The 15,430-nt window shown below is 66.5% G+C and carries 17 protein-coding genes; 10 read left to right on the forward strand and 7 right to left on the reverse strand.

The window, feature by feature from the left end:
• Nucleotides 1–31: 31 nt before the first annotated feature.
• Genes OXM57_07400 through OXM57_07410 form a run of 3 tightly spaced genes read right to left on the reverse strand, consistent with a single transcriptional unit; the run spans nt 32 to nt 1,373 of the window.
• A complete protein-coding gene (locus OXM57_07400) occupies nt 32–478 on the reverse strand; it encodes a hypothetical protein (GenBank protein ID MDE0352503.1) in 447 nt (148 codons plus the stop codon).
• Nucleotides 475–924, reverse strand: coding sequence for a hypothetical protein (locus tag OXM57_07405; protein MDE0352504.1), 450 nt, complete (start codon nt 922–924; stop codon nt 475–477). The genes OXM57_07400 and OXM57_07405 overlap by 4 nt, the downstream gene beginning before the upstream one ends.
• Nucleotides 921–1,373, reverse strand: coding sequence for a hypothetical protein (locus OXM57_07410; GenBank protein ID MDE0352505.1), 453 nt, complete (start codon nt 1,371–1,373; stop codon nt 921–923). The genes OXM57_07405 and OXM57_07410 overlap by 4 nt, the downstream gene beginning before the upstream one ends.
• A 136-nt stretch (nt 1,374–1,509) precedes the next feature.
• Here OXM57_07410 and moaA point away from each other — a divergent pair, with 136 nt between their 5' ends.
• The 5 genes from moaA to OXM57_07435 all read left to right on the forward strand — a co-directional run bounded on the left by moaA (nt 1,510) and on the right by OXM57_07435 (nt 6,040).
• Nucleotides 1,510–2,517, forward strand: coding sequence for a GTP 3',8-cyclase MoaA (gene moaA, locus OXM57_07415; protein ID MDE0352506.1), 1,008 nt, complete (start codon nt 1,510–1,512; stop codon nt 2,515–2,517).
• A 49-nt stretch (nt 2,518–2,566) separates the two neighbouring features.
• Nucleotides 2,567–3,691 carry a hypothetical protein gene (locus OXM57_07420; GenBank protein ID MDE0352507.1) on the forward strand — a complete coding sequence of 375 codons (1,125 nt, stop codon included), beginning with the start codon at nt 2,567–2,569 and terminating at the stop codon, nt 3,689–3,691.
• A 72-nt stretch (nt 3,692–3,763) separates the two neighbouring features.
• Nucleotides 3,764–4,129 carry a hypothetical protein gene (locus OXM57_07425; GenBank protein ID MDE0352508.1) on the forward strand — a complete coding sequence of 122 codons (366 nt, stop codon included), beginning with the start codon at nt 3,764–3,766 and terminating at the stop codon, nt 4,127–4,129.
• A gap of 147 nt (nt 4,130–4,276) precedes the next feature.
• The gene (locus OXM57_07430) at nt 4,277–5,122 is read left to right on the forward strand and encodes a PIG-L family deacetylase (GenBank protein ID MDE0352509.1); all 846 of its coding nucleotides are present in this window, start codon (nt 4,277–4,279) and stop codon (nt 5,120–5,122) included.
• Between the two features lie 36 nt (nt 5,123–5,158).
• Complete coding sequence (locus OXM57_07435) at nt 5,159–6,040, forward strand: DMT family transporter (GenBank protein ID MDE0352510.1); 882 nt, start codon at nt 5,159–5,161, stop codon at nt 6,038–6,040.
• Nucleotides 6,041–6,083: 43 nt separating this feature from the next.
• On the opposite strand, the gene OXM57_07440 is transcribed toward OXM57_07435, so the two are convergent.
• Nucleotides 6,084–7,256 (reverse strand): aminotransferase class V-fold PLP-dependent enzyme, encoded by a 1,173-nt coding sequence (locus OXM57_07440; GenBank protein ID MDE0352511.1) that lies wholly within the window; start codon nt 7,254–7,256, stop codon nt 6,084–6,086.
• A 137-nt stretch (nt 7,257–7,393) separates the two neighbouring features.
• Between OXM57_07440 and aceE the strand changes: the two genes are divergently transcribed.
• Complete coding sequence (gene aceE / locus OXM57_07445) at nt 7,394–10,093, forward strand: pyruvate dehydrogenase (acetyl-transferring), homodimeric type (protein MDE0352512.1); 2,700 nt, start codon at nt 7,394–7,396, stop codon at nt 10,091–10,093.
• Between the two features lie 12 nt (nt 10,094–10,105).
• Complete coding sequence (locus OXM57_07450) at nt 10,106–10,933, forward strand: alpha/beta hydrolase (protein ID MDE0352513.1); 828 nt, start codon at nt 10,106–10,108, stop codon at nt 10,931–10,933.
• Nucleotides 10,934–10,980: 47 nt separating this feature from the next.
• Here the strand turns inward: OXM57_07450 and OXM57_07455 are convergent, their stop codons facing one another.
• Complete coding sequence (locus OXM57_07455; protein ID MDE0352514.1) at nt 10,981–11,391, reverse strand: PIN domain-containing protein; 411 nt, start codon at nt 11,389–11,391, stop codon at nt 10,981–10,983.
• A complete protein-coding gene (locus OXM57_07460) occupies nt 11,388–11,597 on the reverse strand; it encodes a ribbon-helix-helix domain-containing protein (GenBank protein ID MDE0352515.1) in 210 nt (69 codons plus the stop codon). Before OXM57_07460 ends, OXM57_07455 begins: the two co-directional genes overlap by 4 nt.
• 91 nt (nt 11,598–11,688) lie before the next feature.
• On the opposite strand from OXM57_07460, the gene OXM57_07465 reads away from it, so the two are divergent.
• Both OXM57_07465 and OXM57_07470 read left to right on the forward strand, forming a co-directional pair.
• Nucleotides 11,689–12,420: a carbonic anhydrase gene (locus OXM57_07465; GenBank protein ID MDE0352516.1), complete on the forward strand. Its 732-nt coding sequence runs from the start codon at nt 11,689–11,691 to the stop codon at nt 12,418–12,420.
• The gene (locus tag OXM57_07470) at nt 12,417–14,042 is read left to right on the forward strand and encodes a SulP family inorganic anion transporter (GenBank protein ID MDE0352517.1); all 1,626 of its coding nucleotides are present in this window, start codon (nt 12,417–12,419) and stop codon (nt 14,040–14,042) included. The genes OXM57_07465 and OXM57_07470 overlap by 4 nt, the downstream gene beginning before the upstream one ends.
• 20 nt (nt 14,043–14,062) lie before the next feature.
• Here the strand turns inward: OXM57_07470 and OXM57_07475 are convergent, their stop codons facing one another.
• Nucleotides 14,063–14,971: a 1,4-dihydroxy-2-naphthoate polyprenyltransferase gene (locus OXM57_07475; GenBank protein MDE0352518.1), complete on the reverse strand. Its 909-nt coding sequence runs from the start codon at nt 14,969–14,971 to the stop codon at nt 14,063–14,065.
• Between OXM57_07475 and arfB the strand changes: the two genes are divergently transcribed.
• Complete coding sequence (gene arfB / locus OXM57_07480; GenBank protein ID MDE0352519.1) at nt 14,970–15,410, forward strand: alternative ribosome rescue aminoacyl-tRNA hydrolase ArfB; 441 nt, start codon at nt 14,970–14,972, stop codon at nt 15,408–15,410. The two genes, OXM57_07475 and arfB, sit on opposite strands and share 2 nt — an antisense overlap.
• Nucleotides 15,411–15,430: the final 20 nt, after the last annotated feature.

Below are 15,430 nucleotides of genomic sequence, written 5' to 3' on the forward strand. Positions count from 1 at the left end.
GTAGACGCGGTGGCGCGGCAGTACATCCGGATCACTCGAACTCGGCCGGCGAGGCGCGGGCGGTCACGGTGACCGTTATCCCGCCGGCGGGAGCGAACATCCGCATGAGGGTCAGCGGGACCGTCTCGGTTATCTGCACCACTATCTCCGACTCGCTCGATTCAGGGGAGAGGTTCATCGAGTCGTCCCAGTCCGGCTGGTCCTCGGCGAACCGGCGGGCAGCCTCCTCGGCGAGATCCGGATCCAGCACCACCCTGTTCCGGTACAGATCGGACTCGACCACCTGGGCGGCCCCCGCTACGGCCGACTTGTAGGCGATGCCGGCCAAGGTGCCGTGCCGGGAGAGCACCCGCCACAGGTCGAGGGCCAGCCCGCCCGCGAACAGCAGCATCAGCAGGAGTCCCAGGCTCCACAGCACGACAGCGCCTCGCTCACCGGCCGGTCCGGATCGGCCGGACGGCTGGACCCGCCACCTCATGGGCGCGGAATGCTCCGGTACGGCTCCATCTGCTCCCGGTAGCTGCTGGTGAAGGTCCACGAGCCCAGCGTCCAGGATCCCATCACGTTGATGGCCGGCGCATCGAGCGACACGCGGGCGCTCACCACCCCGCCCGGAGCCCAGGAGTCCCGGCAGTCGATCGTAAGGTCGGGCGTACCGGAAGCCAGGCTGCGCTCGGCCAGGATCCGGCGGGCCACGGCCTCGGCCCGGTCCTGTCCCGTGTCCGGGTCGAAGGCGGTGGCACAGGCTCGTACCGCTTCCCGGGCGGCGGCGTCCGTCATGGAGCGATATTCCATCCGGATGGGGAAGCTGAGCAGCAGCATGGCGAACGGGATCAGGATGAAGGCCGACACCAGCACCAGGTCGATGGCGCCCGCGCCGCGCTCGTCCGCTATGTGCGCGCGGAGGTAGGCGGGGCGCGTCACGGGACCGGCTCGGTGACGCTGGTGGCCCGCATCGTGAAGCTCCAGGAGGGTCCCAGGGAGGGGAAGACGGGCCGGAGCCGGGCGGCGATCTCTGCCGTGGTGAGCGCCTCCTGGCGGTCGCAGTCCACCTCGGCGGATTCCTGGTAGAGGTTGGCCAGGCCGGAGATGATCCGCTCGGCGGTGTCCTCGCAGATCGGTCCGGTCCCGCCGGAGAGGGCACCGGCCCGGGCGCCCGAATCGGCCGCGTACTGGATCACCGAGCGCGTGTAGAGCATCAGCAGGCCGTTCATCAGGAAGGCGGCCGTGATCAAGGCCATGCCCATCGCCATGAGGGTCTCGATGACGGCGGCGCCGGACTCATCGCCGAGCGACCGGGCGCCCGAACGCTTCCGGCCCCGGCGGCCGGTGTCAAAGCAGCGGTAGTTACAATTCGGTATCCTGAACGACATGGATCGGCCGTCAACCTAGCGCAAAACAATGCTGAACTGCCGGAGTAACCCGAGACCTTTTTTCTCATTCTGAACCAAATAGGGCGGGCCGCCTGGAGATGTCCCGGAAGTCCGGGCCACCATTAGGCTGGTCGGGATGACTCCAGTGGTGGTCGACACCAGACGGCGCCCCGTTCGTGATCTGCGGCTCTCGGTGACCGACAGGTGCAATTTCCGGTGCCGCTATTGCATGCCGGCCGAGATCTTCAACCGCGAATACGTGTTCCTGAAGCGAGACCTGCTGCTCAGCTTCGAGGAGATAGTCACCCTGGCCCGCGCCTTTGAGCGGCTGGGGGTGGAGAAGATACGGCTCACCGGCGGCGAGCCCCTCCTGCGCAGGGGCATCGAGCGGCTGATTGCCATGCTCACCGGCGCCACCGGATGCGAGGTGACCCTCACTACCAACGGCTCGCTGCTGGCCCGCAAGGCCGAGGCGCTGGTATCGGCCGGGTTGGCTCGGGTCACGGTCTCGCTCGACTCGGTCGACGAGGCCACCTTCATGGCGATGAACGACGTGGGCTTCCCGGTGGCGGCCGTACTGGACGGGATCGAGGCGGCATCGGCCGCGGGCCTGCCGGTCAAGGTGAATGCGGTGGTGAAGCGGGGAGTGAACGATGGAGGCGTGGTGGACATGGCCCGCCATTTCCGGGGCACCGGCTACATCCTCCGCTTCATCGAGTACATGGACGTGGGCGTAACCAACGGCTGGAGGATGGACGACGTGGTGCCGGCCGCCGAGCTGATCCGCGCCATAGACGCCGCGTTCCCGATCGAGCCGGTGGCTCCCAACTACCGGGGTGAGGTGGCCAGGCGCTGGCGGTATGTAGACGGCGCCGGCGAGATCGGCTTCATCGCCTCGGTCACCCAGCCCTTCTGTGCAACGTGCACCAGGGCCCGGATCTCGGCAGAGGGAATGCTCTACACGTGCCTGTTCGCCGTCAAGGGCACCGACTTCCGCCGGGTCCTGCGATCCGGCGCGGATGAGGAGGAGATAGTCCGCACCATCCACCGGATCTGGGAGGCCCGGGACGATCGCTACTCGGAGATCCGCTCCGAAGCCACCGTGGACCTACCAAAGATAGAAATGAGCTACATAGGCGGCTAGGCATCTGATGGATCCATCTCGATGTCACCAGCCCAAGGGTGTGCGCTCGATGAAGACCTTCCGGGATCTCGGGGTCGCTCGGAAGACAGGGCGGTTTATGCACCAACGCATGCGAGAGCGGTTTGTGATCAGTTGGTTGGTGGCTCTCAGCTCGGTAGCGCTTGTGGCATGTGGTGACAGGGGTGTCCGCGATGAGGCGCCTGGAGAGGTGGCCGGATCTGCCGGGACCGTGGATGGGATCGCCCCGGACGCGCCTCCGTTCTTTGTGGCGGTGGGGTCTGGAGTCGTGACGAGTGGCGACGGCATTAAGTGGACGGAGCGGGAGAACACCCTGGTTCTCACCAGCGTGGCCTACGGAGGTGGTAGGGCTGTCGCATTGGGACCCGAAGGTCACGCCGTTGTTACCACCGACGGCGCCGAATGGATGGTGGTCAATCCTGGCGACGGACTCCTCAAGGGTGCATATGACGTGGCGTACGGTGATGGTGTGTTTGTGGCTGTGGGGGAGGTATTTGATCCCGTTTCCGGCTTGGGGGCGGTAGTGGCGACGAGCCGCGATGGTGTGAAATGGTCTCCCGTAGACCGTAGGCCTCCGGGAGGATTACGAGCGATTACCTATGGCGATGGACGGTTCGTCGTCGCGGGAACCAATCTGGTCGCCACGAGCCGGGACGGTATTGGCTGGGAGCGTGGCCCGTTTGAGGCACCAAGGCAGTTGTTCGGTATTGGCTACGGTGATGGCTTGTTTGTGATTACCGGAGGGATCAGCTCCATATTCTCTAGTTCCGATGGTATTGAATGGACGTCAGCAGTATCCAATGCTCCTCGGCCGACCTTCTTGAGGGGAGTAGCCCACGGCAGTGGAGTGTTTGTTGCCGTCGGTGATAGATACAGCGCTGCGGAGAAAAGGAATCAAAGTTCGATCATCACGAGCCCGGATGGTGTCAACTGGACCCTTGCATACTCGGGTGAGGCTCAATCTCTGTCGGATGTCACGTATGGCAACGGGACCTTCGTCGTGGTCGGCCAGAGCGAGACATACCATGAGTACGGGGTGGATTACACGACAGCAATAGCCCTCACCAGCCAGGACGGGAACGAGTGGGAAATCATCGAGGTTGCCGGCGAAGGGAAGTGGCTCAGCGGTGTGACGTTCTGGCCGGCGACGGAGTAGAGCCACTGGTGACCGCTGTTTTCGCGACCCCGGCACGAGGTGGCCGATGAGGCTACGGGAGTTCGATCAGTAATGACCCGAGGGGACCGTTGGGCGATCGCCGGGTTCGTCTGTTCGGTATCCGTCTTGCTGGTGGAACTCCTGTTGATCCTCATCATGACGGTGCCGGCTCTGCTCAACACCGCCGGTGACATCGTCGTCCTCCTCCTGGTGGTCGGGGCGATACTCTGGGTCACGGGCCTGCTCCTGTCCATTCGGGCCGGAAAGAACGCGCCGAGACACCACAAGTTGGCCAGGGTCGGCACCATCGTTTCGGTGATCACGGCAGTGTTGTTCGCCGTGGGAGTGGCCGTCTGGCTCGTATTGGTAATCGTATGGTTCGTGACCGATCCCTTCGCGGTCGGTATGGAGAGTTGGGGCGGGACTCCAGCTAATTGAGGTAGTCCCCTTCGGTCGGTTTGCGAGCACCGGATCCGCCTGCTGGGCCGGCCATCTGTCGAACAACTGAGGTCGGTGCGTGGGTCCCGTCCGATCCATCTATCCTTGCCGGTCGGAATACCCCCGCCGAACCACCGGAGACTCCGCATGCCCGGGCTGCTCGCCTTCCATGCCCATCCAGACGATGAGGCCACTTCGACGGGAGGCGTCCTGGCGCGGTATGCGGAGGCAGGCGAGCATGTCGTGGTGGTCACAGCCACCGACGGGGCCGAGGGCGAGGTCCACAACCACGACAACCCGGAAGAGATACGTCCCCGGCTGGCCGAGGTCCGGGCGGAGGAGATGGCGGACTCGGCTTCGATCCTCGGCATCTCGGAGCACCACTTCCTCGGCTACCGGGACTCGGGCATGATGGGATCCGATTGCAACGAGCACCCGGATTGTTTCTGGCAGGCGGACTTCTTCGAGGCGACCGCCCGCCTCCTGAGGCTCGTTCGCCGGCACCGGCCGGAGGTGATGACCATCTACGACCCGTTCGGCGGTTACGGGCATCCGGATCACCTCCAGGTCCACCGGATAGGGATGGCCGCCTACTTCGGGGCCGAGAACGTACGCTGGTTCCCGCTCCAGGACGGTGAGGAACTCTGGACTCCGGCCAAGCTCTACATCAGCACGTGGCCGCGCTCGCGGCTGCGGACGATGACCCAGGCACGGTACGAGGCTGGCCTGATCACCGAGGAGGAGGCCAAGGAGTCCGAGGGTTGGGGCACCCCTGACGAGGACATCACCACCGTGGTGGACGTCAGGCCCTGGGTCGGCAAGAAGCTCGCCTCCCTGCGCGCCCACCGCACCCAGATTCCCGAGGACTGGTTCATGCTCCAAGTTCCGGACGAGGAAATTCCCGGCGTGCTCGGCGTGGAGACCTTTCAACGGGTCTTCTCGAGGGTGGAAGCACCGTTCCGGGAGACAGACCTCTTCGAAGGTCTCCGCTAAGCGGAGGTCGGATGACGGCCGGTAGCCTGGCCTGGTATGGCTTACCGGGCTGCCATGGTGGCTGCATTCGCCACCATCCTGATCTGGTCGTTCTCGTACCCGGTCGCCAGGGTGGGTCTACGCCACTTCGACCCGCTCCATCTTTCGGGGCTCCGCTTGGTGGCCGCCGCCTTGGCCCTGTCGGTCATCGCCCTGCCCCGCCGGGTCGGCCTTCCCGAGCGACGGGACCGGCTGCGGGTCGTCACCGCCGGGTTGATCGGCATGACCTTCTATCTGGCCATCCTCTACACCGGCCTCCAGGTTGTGGAGGCGGCCTCCGCCGCCATCCTGATCGCCCTGACCCCGATATTAGTAGCGGTGCTGTCGGGCCCGATGATCGGGGAACGCGTGACCGTTTGGGGATGGTTGGGCCTCCTGCTGGCTTCGGCGGGGGCGGCGCTGGTGATCCTCGGTCAGGCCGGCGGGCTTCACCTCGGCATCTCCAGCCTCCTGCTGCTGGTCGCCGCCCTCGCCCACGCGCTGTACAACGTTCTCGCCAAATCCCTGGTCGCCCGGTACAGCCCGCTCCAGGTGGCCTCCTGGTCGATGTGGGTAGGCGCCGTCACCTCGCTCCCGCTGCTGCTCAGCGCTCCGGGCCAGGTTGCCGGCGCCCCATGGGATGCGTTGTTCTCCTTCATCTTCCTGGGGGTGTGCGGCTCCGCGCTGGGCTTCGTCCTGTGGGCGCGGGCGATGGTGGGCGCTCCCGCCGCCGTCGTGTCGTCGGCCCTTTACGCCACGCCGCCCCTCTCCGCGTTCATCGGCTGGCTCTTGCTGGACGAGCGACCCACCATCTGGGTCGTGATCGGCGGGATGGTCGTCCTGGGCGCTGTGACGTTGGTGATCCGGCGCGGCGTGGTGCCGACCTCAGAGGGGTCGTGAACAAATGGAGAGGCTCAGCCCGGCGCGCTCCAGCCTGCTGCGGTCAACGAGCCTTCAGTTCGGCGGCCACCGCCTCGACCAGCCGCTCGAGATCCTCGATCGAGTTGTACTGCTGGGTGGAGACGCGCAGCAGGCTGGCGGACGGATCGGGCCAGCTCATCACCATCACCTCGATGTCCCAGCGATCTCGTAGGGTCATCATCAGGGGGTTGAAGATGGTTCCGCCCTGCGGCAGGGTGCGAGGAAGCGGTAAAGAAGCGATCGCTCCGATCATTCCGTCGGGGGCGGGCGGCTCGATGCCCAGCAGGTCGGCCAGCATGTCCCGCGCCGTCAGGCAAAGGTCCCGGTTGGCGCTCCTCACTCCCTCCCAACCGTCCGGATGGAGCTCGGCCATCGCCTCCAGCGCCACCGGTGTGGCCAGCCAGGCGGTCGGATCGTCGGTGCCGGTCCAGTCGAACTGGGTGTGGAGATGCCCGCCCTCCGCGGGCCAGCCCCCGTTGTAACCGTGGCTGATCACCGCCGGATAGATGCGGTCCCGGAGGTCCTCCCGCACGTACAGAATGGCGGAGCCCTTGGGGGCGCACATCCACTTGTGGCAGTTGCCGGTGACGTAGGAGGCGCCCAGCGCGGACACGTCGAAGTCGATCATGCCGGGCGCGTGCGCCGCATCCACCAATACCTGGACGTCCGGTTCGAGCGCCGCCACTATCTCCTCCAGCGGGAACACCAGGGCGGTGGGAGAGGTCACCGCGTCGACCATCAGCAGGCGGGTCCGTTCGGTGACCATCGCGAGGATGCTGTCGGTCACCTCCCGGGCTGAACCGAGCGGGAAGGGGATGGCGGCGGGGACTACCCGGGACCCGGTGCGGGCCGCCGTCACCAGCGCTGCGTTACGGCAGGCGTTGTACTCGTGGTCGGTCACCACGATCTCGTCGCCGGGCTTCAGGTCGGCCTCGAGCGACCGGAGCACCGAGTTCACTCCTTCGGTCGCGTTGTTGACGAACGCCAGCCCGGCCGGATCCGCTCCGACGAACTCGGCCACCTTCGATCGGGCTTCGTCCAGAGCAGGCTGGTAATCCGCCAGGAACCACCTGGTGGGATTGGACTCCATGGCGTCCCGGAGGCGCTGTTGCTCCGCCAGGGCCGGCGCGGGGGTGGCCCCGAAGGACCCGTGATTGAGGTGGATCACATCGGGATCCAGACGCCAGAAACTCATGATCGGCACGCTACCCGCCCCCTTGGGACGCCTCCAAGACGGCCACGTCCCGCACCGGAGCCCGGATACCGGTCCATACATCGCTCCGACCCCGATAGAGTTGGAGGAGCCGTGGACGGTGAAGGGAGCGTGAACGTTTGAAGATCGACGGGTTCTTCCGACAGCTGCCCGACATAGATCCGGAGGAGACCCAGGAGTGGATCGACTCCCTGGAAGCGGTGGTCGACTTCCGGGGCGAGGCCCGGGCCCGCTTCCTGGTTCGTGCCCTGCTCAGCCGTGCTCGGGCGATGGGGGTCGCATACCCGCCAACCGTCTCCACGCCCTACGTCAACACCATCCCGGCCGAGGAGCAGGCCTGGTTCCCCGGCGACGAGTATCTCGAGAAACGGATCAGGCGCTTCATCCGCTGGAACGCGGCGGTGATGGTGGTCAAGGCCAACAAGGCTGTCGAGGGGATAGGTGGGCACCTGTCCACCTTTGCATCGTCGGCGGCGCAGTACGAGGTGGGCTTCAACCATTTCTTCCGGGGCAAGGCGGAAGGGCAGCCGGGTGACCACGTATACATCCAAGGCCATGCCGCACCCGGCATCTACGCCCGCGCCTTCCTGGAGCGGCGTCTCGACGAGGAGCATCTGGACAACTTCCGCCGCGAGCTCGCGCCGAAAGGCCTGTCGTCCTATCCGCACCCCAGGCTCATGCCCGACTTCTGGGAGTACCCGACCGTCTCCATGGGTCTCGGACCGATCGCCTCCATCTACCAGGCCCGTTTCAACCGCTACCTCCACAACCGGGATCTCGACGACACCTCCGAGTCAAGGGTGTGGTGCTTCCTCGGCGACGGGGAATGCGACGAGCCCGAGACCCTCGGTTCCATCTCGCTGGCGGCCCGGGAGCAGTTGGACAACCTGATCTGGGTGGTCAACTGCAACCTGCAACGTCTCGACGGTCCGGTGCGCGGTAACGGCAAGATCATCCAGGAACTCGAGGCGGTGTTCCGCGGCGCGGGCTGGAACGTGATCAAGGTGATCTGGGGGTGGGGCTGGGACGGGCTCGTGGCCAACGACGTGGACGGAGTGCTGGTCGCGAAGATGAACGAGACCGTGGACGGCGCCTACCAGCGGCTGAAGTCGCTACCCGGCGCCAGCATCAGGGAGGAGTTCTTCGGGCCTGATCCCCGGTTGCGGCGCATGGTGGAGCACCTGACCGATCGCCAGCTCGAGAAGCTTCCCCGAGGCGGCCACGACTACAAGAAGCTCTACGCCGCCTACAAGGCCGCCACCGAGCAGACCGGCGCCCCCACCGTGATCCTCGCCAAGACCATCAAGGGTTGGACGCTGGGCCCGGACATCGAGGGGCGCAACGCCACCCATCAGATCAAGAAGATGTCCAACGAGCAGTTCCGCCGGCTCCGGGAGCGCATCAACCTCGAGGAGGACATCCCGGCGGAGCTGCTGGAGGACGGGCGAGACCTCCCGTACTGCCGGTTCGCCAAGGATGCTCCCGAGTACCAGTACATGATGGACCGGCGGAAGGCGCTCAACGGGATGCTGCCCTTCCGCACTGTGCGCGCCAGGCGGAAGATCGAACTGCCCGACCATTCCATCTACGACGAGTTCCATGCGGGCACGGGCGCCCACGAGGCTTCCACCACCATGGCCTTCGTGCGGTTGCTCAGGGGTCTCGCCAGGGACGAGGACTTCGGGGAGCGGGTGGTGCCCATCGTCCCCGACGAGGCCCGCACCTTCGGCATGGACGGGCTGTTCCGGGAGTTGAAGATCTACGCCTCGGGAGGCCAGAAGTACGAGCCGATCGACGCCGCGTTGCTCCTGTCCTACAAGGAGTCCCAGGACGGCCAGATCCTTGAGGAAGGCATCACCGAGGCGGGTTCGATGTGCAGCTTCATTGCTTCGGGCACGTCATACGCCGACCGCGGGGTGATGACCGTTCCCTTCTTCACCTTCTACTCGATGTTCGGCTTCCAGCGGGTGGGGGACCTCATCTGGCAGGCCGCCGATGCCCGGGCTCGAGGCTTCCTGATGGGCGGGACCGCCGGCCGGACCACCCTGGCGGGGGAGGGCCTCCAGCACCAGGACGGGCACAGCCTGATCCTTGCGTCCACCAACCCGGCTGTGGTCACCTACGACCCGGCGTTTGCCTACGAGCTAGCGGTCATCGTGGAGCATGGCCTCCACCGGATGTGCATCGATCAGGACGACGTCATCTTCTACCTCACCATCTACAACGAGAACTATGCCCAGCCGCCCATGCCCGACGGCGTGAAGGAGGGCATCGTCAACGGGATGTACCGGTTTGCCGGAGTGCCCGAAGGCGTGGAGCACCGGGCGACGGTCCTGTTCTCCGGGCCGAGCCACAGCGCCGCACGGTGGGCCCGCAAGGAACTGGCGGAACGCTACGGGGTGGGGGCGGAGCTGTGGAGCGTGACCTCCTACGGCCGGCTACGGGACGACGCCATCGCGGTGGAGCGATGGAACCGTCTCCATCCCGACCGATCGCCCCGAACCCCGCTGGTGACCGAGCGTCTCGGCGCTGTCGACGGCCCGGTGGTGGCGGTGACGGACTACATGCGGGCGGTTCCCGATCAGGTCTCCCGCTGGATTCCCGGTCCGTACACATCGCTCGGCACGGACGGTTTCGGACGCTCGGATGCCCGCGAGGATCTCCGCCGGTTCTACGAGGTGAACGGCCCGAACGTGGTGGTAGCGGTCCTTTCGCAGCTGGCAGGGGAGGGCGGGGTCGATCCGGCGACGGTGGTGGAAGCGATCGAACGCTATGGCGTCGACCCGGATGCCGTCGAGCCCTGGCGCGCAGACCACTAGAGACCCGCGCCCGTGGATCGTAGAACGCTCGAGTGGCATGACGGCGCGGCCGATGGGCTACTCCTGCTGGCCCACGCCACCGGATTCTGCAAGGAGATCTGGCGACCGGTGGTGTCGAGCCTCCGGGATCTAGGCGTTCACGCTCCTGCGCTGGCATGGGATATCCGCGGCCACGGACGGGCGCCGGAGCTGGAGTTGCCGGCGTCCTGGTGGACGTTCGGGAGGGATCTGGTCGAGCTGGTCGGCGACCTCGACCGCGCCGGACGGCTGCCGGAATCCGTGGTCGGAGTGGGCCATTCGATGGGCGGGACCGCGCTGGTCCTGGCGGAGCTCCTACGCCCCGGCACCTTCGCCGGGCTGGTGCTGGTCGAACCGGTCCTCATCCCGCCGCCCTTCGTGCGCAGCCCGGAACTGTCGCTGGCGCAGGGAGCGGCCCGGAGGCGCTCGGTCTTCGGCTCCCGGGACGAACTGGTCGAGAGCTACCTGGCCAAGCCGTTGTTCCAGCGTTGGCACCCGGAGGCGTTCCGGGCCTACGTGGACCACGGCTTCCGTGAAGTACCGGAGGGGATGGCGCTGCGCTGCCGCCGAGAGGTCGAGGCGGACGTGTTCGCCGCCGGCGCCGAGTGCGGGGCGTTCGCCCGCCTCGGCGAGCTGACCACTCCGGTGCAGCTCGTCGTCACCGACCCGGCCGGCGAGTTGGGACCCGCCATGGCGCTGCTGCCCGAGGCGCTTCCCCACGTAACCACCACCTACATGGCGGGCCAGAACCACCTCGGCCCGATGGAACGCCCCGACCTGGTCGCCTCCGAGATAGCAGACGCGCTCAAGGCCTTTGGATAGCCTCCGGGATCCAGTGTCGGTTGCTGGTGTGCTGAGAAGTTCGCGATCTACGGGACGATCTCGAAGTGGCTCCCATCCAACGGGCGCACAACTCCGAAGTGCTTGCGGTCCAGGGTGAGGATCGTGCGCGTGCGATAGCGATCGGCAAGTACCACCAGAGAAGCATCGGTGATCCCGATACCCAGGTTGCGGTAACGCTCCACGACCTGGCATGCCAGGGCCAAATCATCGGGGTTCATCATCGGCAACTCGTAGGCGCCGCCGGCCAGTTCCCGGATGACGGCCAACTCGGCTTCCACGCCCTTTCGCGTCGCGACCAGGTAGTCGATCTCGGCTATCACGAACGGTGAAACCACTATGACCGGATCGTTTGTCTCCAACCAGTCGACCACAGCCTCGTGATACCGGCCCGACTCGCTGAAAAAGGCGAGGAGGCCGCTGGTGTCAGCGATGATCACCGTTCGCCGAAACCAACCAGGTAGTCGTCGACCCGTTCAGCCCATGAGTCATCGCCGGGGATTATCCCTGGCTTCGGCACAGGACGCCCGACTGCATCCCGAATTGCTTGCCGGATTACTTCGGCTTCAGAGCAGGAGCGCTGCCTGGCGCGGCGTTCCACCTCGCGCTTGAGCGAGTCCGGTAGGTAGACAGTCGTTTTCCTCATGGCAGGTCTCCGTAGTGCCCATACATGCTACCACCCACGATGCCATACATGGTACCTGTCTCGGTCCGGTGAGGTGCTCGGAGACGTTCAGTTGCTTGACGGACCGGCAGCCGAGAATCAGCCTTATGGTTGTCGACAAAGCGCCTCGGTCGGATGGTGTGGCCGTGTTGGTTACCATTCCGGGTCGGCTGGGGAGGTCGTCCTCATCGACATCGATTACATACTCGAGCGCAACCGCGCCTGGGCGGAACGGCGGATCCAGGCAGACCCGGAGCTGTTCCGCCGCCTTGCCCGGGGGCAGCAACCGGAGATGCTGTGGATCGGGTGTTCGGACAGCCGGGTGTCCCCCAACCTGATCATGGACCTCTCGCCGGGGGACATGCTCGTTCACCGCAATGTCGCCAACCTGGTCATCCCTGCAGACCAGAGCCTTCTGTCCGTGCTGCAGTTCGCGGTGGAGGTCCTCAGCGTGCGACGCGTGGTGGTCTGTGGACACTACGGTTGCGCCGGAGTGGACGCTTATTTGAACGGGCATCCCGGTGGCCCTGCCGGGGATTGGCTCGATAATCTCTACCCGGTGACGCGTGCATACCGATCAGACCTGGCTGGCCTGCAGGGTGAGCCACTGGCACAGCGGTTGTGCGAGTTGAGCGTGATCGATCAGGTGCGCAAGGTCGCCGGCATCGACATCGTGCGCGCCGCCTGGCGCGCCGGTGCGGACCTGGAGATCCATGGCTTGGTCTACCGCATCGACAATGGTCGGCTGAGGCCGCTATGCCACCAGACCGCCGGCGGCCCCTTGCGACTCGACAGCGGGCAATGACAGTGAAGTACGACCTCGATACCCTCCGGGGGGACTTCTTCGGCGGTCTCACCTCTATGGTGGTGGCCCTGCCGGTTTCGCTGGGTTTCGGCATCGCCTCGGGCATGGGCGCTGCCGCCGGGCTCTACGGCGCCATTGCGGTGGGCTTCTTCGCCGCGGTCTTCGGGGGGACACCGTCCCAGATCTCCGGCCCGACCGCGCCCATGGCGGTGGCGATGGCGGTGGTGCTCACCACCCATGCCGACACCCTGCCTGAAGCGCTGACGGTGGTCCTGATGGCGGGCCTTTTCCAGATACTGCTGGGCCTGTCGAGGATCGGCCGGTTCGTCGCCTACACGCCCCATGTGGTGGTGTCGGGCTTCATGTCGGGCATCGGCATCATCGTCATCATCCTGCAGTTGATGCCGTTTCTCGGGGCGGACTCGGCTTCGGGCGGCGCCATCGGGGCGGTCCGGGCCCTTCCGGATGCACTTAGCAACGTCAACCCCAGCGCGGTGGTCATCGCGGTCGTGACTCTCGCGGTCGGGTTCCTCTGGCCAGGACGGCTGTCCCGGTACGCTCCCGGCCCCCTCGTTGCGCTGATCGTCGGCACCCTCATCGGCGTCCTGTGGCTCTCGGACGCGCCCGTGATAGGGGAGATCCCCACCGGACTGCCGGGTCTGGCGTGGGAGATGCCGGCGGCCGCATTCCTGGTGACCGCCCTCCAGCCGGCGCTGATCCTGGCCCTGCTGGGCTCGGTGGACAGCCTGCTGACATCGCTGGTGGCGGATTCCCTCACCGGCCGGAAGCACAACCCCGACCGGGAGATGATCGGCCAGGGGATCGGCAACATGGTGGCGGGGCTGTTCGGAGCGCTGCCCGGCGCCGGGGCCACCATGGGCACGGTCATCAACATCCGCTCCGGCGGGTCGACCCGGGTGTCCGGCGCGCTGAGGGCACTGCTCGTGCTGGCCGTGGTTCTCGGGCTGGGGCGGTTCGCCGAGCCCATCCCGCTGGCCGCCCTCGCGGGCGTGCTGGCAAAGGTCGGCTGGGACATCATGGACCGGCGGCTGCTGCTCCGGGTCCATCGCCTCCGTTCCCAGCACCTGGTGGTAATGCTGGTGACCCTGGTCCTCACGGTCTCGGTGGATCTGATCACGGCGGTGGCGATCGGATTGATCGCCGGCGGCCTGGCGCACGCCCGCCAACTGGAACGCCTGGAACTGGACAGCGTCATCTCGGTTCCGCTGCTCGACCGGACCTTCTTCGGAGAGGACAGCGATGTGGCGCGAACCTCCGATCGGTTCGAGGCTCGGGTCGGGATGGTGGCCCTAAGGGGCAGCTTCACCGTCTCCTCTGCCAACAAGCTGGTGAGCGTGATCGGATCCGAGATCGGGGACCATGAGGTGGTGATCTTCGACTTCTCGGAGACGACCTACATCGACGACAGTGCCGCCATGATGATCGCGCAGCTCATCGATGTTGCCTCCAGGTCCGACACTTCGTGCGTGATCATGGCGCAGCCCGACTCGGTGGCCAAGACGTTGGAGGCGCTGGACGTGTTGCGGGAAGTACCTGCCGATCGGATAGTCGCAACCCTGGACGAGGCGCGTAGCGTGGCCCGGGAGTGCCTGCTCGCCTGAATCCGGGTGCGCCGGGTCGATCAGCCGATCGCGGCGCCGGCGGCTAGACCGACTCCCAAGAAGAGATGGAGCCGGGCGGTCCCTTCGAGTACCCGGATGAGGGCGGGGCCGTCAGAGGCGGACCGGATGGTGCGGATCAACGGCACGGCCAGGGGAGCGGCCAGCAGCGCCAGGGCGGTCCACCGGGGGGTGAGCCCGAGTAGGGCCCCGACGGCTGCCACGGCGAAGGCGCCGGCCACCAGCGCCACGTAGAACGCCCGGGCGCGGCGCCGGCCCAGGATCACTGCCATGGTCCGCTTGCCGACCATCGAGTCGGTCTCGATGTCCCGGATGTTGTTGGCCACCAGGATGGCGGAACATGTGAAGCCGACTGGGACGGCCAGCCACCACGCCTCGGCGGGCAAGGTAGCGTCGTGTGCGTAACGGCTTCCTACCGTGGCGACCAGCCCGAAGAACACGAATACGGACACCTCCCCCATGCCCCGGTATCCGTAGGGGGAGGGACCACCCGTGTAGGTCACGGTGGCAACGAGGGCGACGACGCCCACCACTATTACCCCCCAACTGGTGATGGCGGCGATGTAGAGGCCGCACAGCGCGGCGATACCGAACATGACCGCCACGCCGGCCCAGACCCTGCGGACCGGGAGCAGTCCCGCACTCACCACCCGGGTCGGCCCGATCCGCGTCTCCGGATCCGCGCCCCGGCGGGCGTCGGAGGCGTCGTTCGCGAAGTTGGCGGCGATCTGGAGGGCGAGAGCACAGACGATGGTGGCCGCCAGGGCATCCGGGCGGAAGACCCGGTCTCCTAGGGCCAGCCCGCTACCCACCATCACCGGGGCCACGGCGGCCCAGAGGGTGCGGGGCCGGGCGGCCATCACCCAAGGTTTGGCAGGTAGGGCGTCCATGCGGTTAGTTTCGTTCAGCATGGCGGCTGAATCCAAACGTGACCTCCGGCTCCGGCGCGGTCCGGTCGTGCCGGCGCGCGAGCTGCGATGGGACTTCGGGCCCGCTTCGGGTCCGGGCGGCCAGCACGCCAACCGCTCGAATACCAGGGTCGGTCTCACCCTGTCCGTTACCGGATCCCCCTCCTTCACCGATGCGGAGAAACGGCGGATCGAGGGTCGGCTGGGGGCGAGGATGGTGTCGGGAACGCTCCGGGTCGTGGCGGATGACCACCGCTCGCAGTGGCGGAACCGCCAGGAGGCGCTGCGCCGGATGGCTGCGTTGCTCGACAGCGCCCTGGCGCCCGAGCCACCCGTCCGGCGAGCTACGAAGCCCGGCCGTTCAGCCCAACGAAAGCGCCTCGAGGCCAAGCGGCGCCGGTCCGCGACCAAACGGCTCAGACGTCCTCCTCGCGACGAGTAGTTGCTAGTTGCTAGTTGCTA

Source organism: bacterium (assembly GCA_028820935.1).
GTDB lineage: Bacteria > Actinomycetota > Acidimicrobiia > Spongiisociales > Spongiisociaceae > Spongiisocius.

What these genes read in the sequence shown, in the direction of transcription:
- OXM57_07400 (MDE0352503.1), bottom strand. Translation starts at nt 478, where the DNA reads ATGAGGTGGCGGGTCCAGCCGTCCGGCCGATCCGGACCGGCCGGTGAG.
- OXM57_07410 (MDE0352505.1), bottom strand. Translation starts at nt 1,373, where the DNA reads ATGTCGTTCAGGATACCGAATTGTAACTACCGCTGCTTTGACACCGGC.
- moaA (MDE0352506.1), top strand. Translation starts at nt 1,510, where the DNA reads ATGACTCCAGTGGTGGTCGACACCAGACGGCGCCCCGTTCGTGATCTG.
- OXM57_07420 (MDE0352507.1), top strand. Translation starts at nt 2,567, where the DNA reads ATGAAGACCTTCCGGGATCTCGGGGTCGCTCGGAAGACAGGGCGGTTT.
- OXM57_07425 (MDE0352508.1), top strand. Translation starts at nt 3,764, where the DNA reads ATGACCCGAGGGGACCGTTGGGCGATCGCCGGGTTCGTCTGTTCGGTA.
- OXM57_07430 (MDE0352509.1), top strand. Translation starts at nt 4,277, where the DNA reads ATGCCCGGGCTGCTCGCCTTCCATGCCCATCCAGACGATGAGGCCACT.
- OXM57_07435 (MDE0352510.1), top strand. Translation starts at nt 5,159, where the DNA reads ATGGCTTACCGGGCTGCCATGGTGGCTGCATTCGCCACCATCCTGATC.
- OXM57_07440 (MDE0352511.1), bottom strand. Translation starts at nt 7,256, where the DNA reads ATGAGTTTCTGGCGTCTGGATCCCGATGTGATCCACCTCAATCACGGG.
- OXM57_07460 (MDE0352515.1), bottom strand. Translation starts at nt 11,597, where the DNA reads ATGAGGAAAACGACTGTCTACCTACCGGACTCGCTCAAGCGCGAGGTG.
- OXM57_07470 (MDE0352517.1), top strand. Translation starts at nt 12,417, where the DNA reads ATGACAGTGAAGTACGACCTCGATACCCTCCGGGGGGACTTCTTCGGC.
- arfB (MDE0352519.1), top strand. Translation starts at nt 14,970, where the DNA reads ATGGCGGCTGAATCCAAACGTGACCTCCGGCTCCGGCGCGGTCCGGTC.
- OXM57_07475 (MDE0352518.1), bottom strand. Translation starts at nt 14,971, where the DNA reads ATGCTGAACGAAACTAACCGCATGGACGCCCTACCTGCCAAACCTTGG.